Source organism: Streptomyces sp. CC224B, assembly GCF_030010595.1.
GTDB lineage: Bacteria > Actinomycetota > Actinomycetes > Streptomycetales > Streptomycetaceae > Streptomyces > Streptomyces longispororuber.
On the sequence record NZ_JASCXL010000220.1, the window covers coordinates 1 to 4301 of the forward strand.

Genomic DNA, 4301 nt, shown 5'->3' on the forward strand with positions numbered 1-4301 from the left:
CGCCCCGCCCTGGGCGCCCGCCGTGCCCCAGGGGTGGCCGCCCACGGCCCGCGGCGCGTCGGCGCCGCGCGCCGCCGCGACCCGCACGTGGCCCTCGCCGTCGGCGGCGGTGTCGAGCGCGCCGCCCATGCCGCTGCCGGTGGTCAGCCGGAGCACGGACTCGCCGATGCGCAGCAGCGAGCCGGAGGTGAGCGGCACCGGGTGGTCGGACAGGACGCGGCCGTCCACCGCCGTGCCGTTCGTCGAGCCCAGGTCCTTGACCGTGACGCGGCCGTCCGGGGAGAGGGTGACCGCGCAGTGCAGCCGGGACACGTCCGGGTCGTCCAGGGGCACGTCGGCCTGGGCGGAGCGGCCGACGCGGATCTGGCCGCCGTGCAGCAGGTGCACCCCGCCCGCGTCCGGCCCGGCGACCACGTGGAGCTGCGCCGCGGCGTCGGCGAGCTCGGGGCCGGGCTCCGCGGGCGTACCGACGCAGAGCACCGCCCCGTCGACCAGCGGGGGCTCGCCGAGCGTGCAGCGCTGGAGGTCGAGGCGCTGCGACTCCGCGTACAGCACCGCGGGGCCCTCGCCCGCGGCGACGGCGGCGGCGAGGCCGGAGGCCACGGCGGCGAGCGCGGTCCCGGCGGGGGCGGTGACCAGCACGTCGCAGGCCGCCGCGGGGCGTCCCCCCGGCTCGGTCTGGCCGCCACGCGGCCCGAGGACGGTCAGCCGGATCTGCATGCCGTCAGCGGTCCCTTCTGCGCTGGGCGCCCGGCACGGGGACTCGCGCTGTGATTCCCCCCACCGCACACGGGCACGTCGGCCAGTACGGGAGCATCCTCGCACCTGTCACTGACAACACGCCCGTCACCCACCCGTAAGTGATCTTGATTGGTCGCCTCTGTACGGAAACGTGCCCGGAAACGTGCGGGAAGCATGCCGGAACCGGGCCGGAACCGGACCGGAACCGGATCGGAAGGAAGCCTTCGGGGGGCACGGGCGGGACAGGGGGAGGCAGGGACGAAAGTCCTCGAAAGGGCCCGTTCCGGGGCCGTCGGCAACCAACGGCCCAGGTGGCGCGTCTTCCCTCCGAACGAAGGTCCGTACGGTCGGCGGCCTGGCGCAAGATCGTCGCCCGGTGCCCCGCCCGGCGGCACTAGAGTGGGTCGGAAAGCCCGTGGTGGCGACGGTGGACCGGAGCCCCCGGGCCACCGGGGATCCAGGGCCACTCGGACCGGCACGGATGCCGTACCGGACCAGCAGGACCGGCGCGGATGCCGTACCGGTCCGGCACGGACCGGGTACGGGTACCGCGTACTGGCCCGGCACACAAGAGCCGGACCAGTCAGATTCAGCAGGGAGCGCATGACGTGCGGCCGGTAGGCAGCAAGTACCTGCTCGAGGAGCCGCTCGGGCGCGGCGCCACGGGCACCGTCTGGCGAGCCCGCCAGCGGGAGACCGCGGGCGCCGAGGCGGCCGTTCCCGGCCAGCCCGGGGAGACCGTCGCGATCAAGGTCCTCAAGGAGGAGCTCGCGAACGACGCGGACGTCGTGATGCGCTTCCTCAGGGAGCGCTCCGTCCTGCTCCGCCTGACGCACCCGAACATCGTGCGCACCCGCGACCTGGTGGTCGAGGGTGACCTGCTCGCGCTGGTCATGGACCTGATCGACGGTCCCGACCTGCACAAGTACCTGCGCGAGAACGGCCCCTTCACCCCGGCCGCCGCCGCGCTGCTGACCGCGCAGATCGCCGACGCGCTGGCCGCGAGCCACGCCGACGGCATCGTGCACCGCGATCTGAAGCCCGCCAACGTCCTGGTCAAGCAGGACGCCGAGGGCATGCACCCGATGCTCACGGACTTCGGCATCGCCCGCCTCGCCGACTCCCCGGGCCTGACCCGCACCCAGGAGTTCGTCGGTACGCCCGCGTACGTGGCGCCCGAGTCCGCCGAGGGCCGCCCGCAGACCAGCGCGGTCGACATCTACGGCGCGGGCATCCTGCTGTACGAGCTGGTCACGGGCCGCCCGCCGTTCGCCGGGGGCTCCGCCCTGGAGGTCCTGCACCAGCACCTGAGCGCCGAGCCGCGCCGCCCGTCCACCGTCCCGGACCCGCTGTGGACGGTCATCGAGCGCTGCCTGAGCAAGGACCCGGACCGCCGGCCCAGCGCCGTCAACCTGGCGCGCGCCCTGCGGACCGTCGCCGACGGCATCGGGGTGCACGCCTCGCCCGCGCAGATCGCCGCCGCGGAGGGCGTCGCCGCCCTGCTCGCGCCCGACCCGGCCCCCGCGCCGGTGCCGGGCACGCCGGGCGCCGCCGACCCCACCCAGGTCCTGCCGAACACCTCGGGCAACGCCCCGGGCGGGTACGACCCCGCCGCGGCGACCAGCGTCCTGCCGCACACCGGCGGCCCCCAGGGCGCCGCCGACCCCACGGCCGTCATGCCTCCCGTGGGCCAGGGCCAGGGCCAGGGCCCGGGGCCGGACGAGCCGCACCCCTGGCAGAACCAGATGCGCGCCGCCCGCGACCGCAACGACCAGACCCAGGTGCAGTACCTGGACCCCAGCCAGGACCCCCTGCGCCGCCGCCCGCAGCGCCAGGTCGCCCGCCCCCAGCAGCAGCCGCAGCCGTACGCCCCGCAGCCTCAGCAGCCCCAGCCGTACCCGCCGCAGCGGCAGCAGCCGTACGCGCCGCCGCAGCAGCCCCAGCCGTACGCGCCGCAGCAGGCGCCCCAGCCGCAGCCGTACGCGCCGCAGGCGCCCGCCCCGGCACCCCAGCAGCCGCAGCGGCCCCAGCCGGAGCCCCGGCAGCGCCGCCAGCGCAGCGCGAACCCGGTGAAGATCCCCGGCCTCGGCTGCCTCAAGGGCTGCCTGGTCGTCCTCGTCATCCTGTTCGTCGCGAGCTGGCTGGTCTGGGAGCTGAGCCCGCTCCAGGACTGGATCGGGACCACGAAGGGCTACTGGGACCAGGTCAGGGACATCTGGGACAAGGTCTCGGAGTGGAGCTCCAAGATCAACGGCTGAGCCGCCGCGCGCCGCGGCCCCCGGCAGCCCCTGAGCCCCCGGCTCCCCGGACGCGGGGCCGGGGGCTCGGCCGTCCCCGCACGGCAACCCCCGCACGACTTTGGGGATTTGTCGACATCTGAGGGGTGATTTCGGCTCCCGGAGTGAAGGTTGGCGTCATGTCCGCGTACTTTTGACGCCAACACACATCCGTAGGAGCAGTCTTGGCACGCAAGATCGGCAGCCGGTACACCGCCCATCAGATCCTGGGCCGTGGCAGCGCCGGCACGGTGTGGCTCGGCGAGGGACCCGAGGGCCCGGTCGCCATCAAGCTGCTGCGCGAGGACCTGTCCTCCGACCAGGAGCTCGTCGGCCGCTTCGTGCAGGAGCGCACCGCCCTGCTGAGCCTCGACCACCCGCGCGTGGTGGGCGTCCACGACCTCGTCGTGGACGGCAACGACCTGGCGCTCGTCATGGACCTCGTCCGCGGCACCGACCTGCGCACCCGCCTGGAGCGCGAGCGCCGCCTCGCGCCCGAGGCCGCCGTCGCCATCGTCGCGGACGTCGCCGACGGCCTCGCCGCCGCGCACGCCGCCGGGATCGTGCACCGCGACGTGAAGCCCGAGAACGTCCTGCTCGACATGCAGGGCCCGCTCGGCCCCGGCGGCGCCCACCCGGCCCTCCTGACGGACTTCGGCGTCGCCAAGCTGATCGACACGCCGCGCCGGACCCGCGCCACGAAGATCATCGGTACGCCGGACTACCTCGCCCCCGAGATCATCGAGGGCCTGCCCCCGCGCGCCTCCGTCGACATCTACGCCCTCGCCACGGTCCTCTACGAGCTCCTCGCCGGCTTCACCCCCTTCGGCGGCGGGCACCCCGGCGCGGTGCTGCGCCGCCACGTCACCGAGACCGTCGTCCCGCTGCCGGGCATCCCCGAGGAGCTGTGGCAGCTCATGGTGCAGTGCCTGGCCAAGGCCCCGGCGTCGCGGCTGCGCGCCTCGGAGCTGGCGGCACGGCTGCGCGAGCAGCTGCCGCTGCTCGCGGGGATCCCGCCGCTGGACGTGGACGAGCCGGGGACGGAGGCGGCCGACGCGGACGCGCCCGAGCAGGCCCCGCAGGAGCCGCGGCCCCGCACCCCGCGGCGGGGGGCCGTCCCCCTGGTCCCCGGGGCCACCCCGGCGCACGCCAACCGCGACACCCACACCTCCATGCGGGTCCCCGGGCCCGAGGAGCTGGCCGGGGGAGCCCTGGGCACCGCCCGCGCGCCCCGGGCCGCGCCTCCCCCGGACGCCGCCCCGGTCGGCGTCGGCGAGCTCCTCC

At 75.8% G+C, this 4301-nt stretch carries 3 protein-coding genes; 2 read left to right on the forward strand and 1 reads right to left on the reverse strand.

Annotated elements, in window-relative coordinates; all coding sequences use genetic code 11:
* Nucleotides 1–720: FHA domain-containing protein (locus QK440_RS40815; protein ID WP_282798325.1), on the reverse strand; the 720-nt coding region annotated here is incomplete at its 3' end.
* Between the two features lie 629 nt (nt 721–1349).
* Between QK440_RS40815 and QK440_RS40820 the strand changes: the two genes are divergently transcribed.
* Nucleotides 1350–2999: a serine/threonine-protein kinase gene (locus QK440_RS40820; protein WP_282798326.1), complete on the forward strand. Its 1650-nt coding sequence runs from the start codon at nt 1350–1352 to the stop codon at nt 2997–2999.
* 203 nt (nt 3000–3202) lie between these two features.
* On the forward strand, nt 3203–4301 hold a 1099-nt coding region (locus QK440_RS40825), incomplete at its 3' end, for a serine/threonine-protein kinase (protein WP_282798327.1).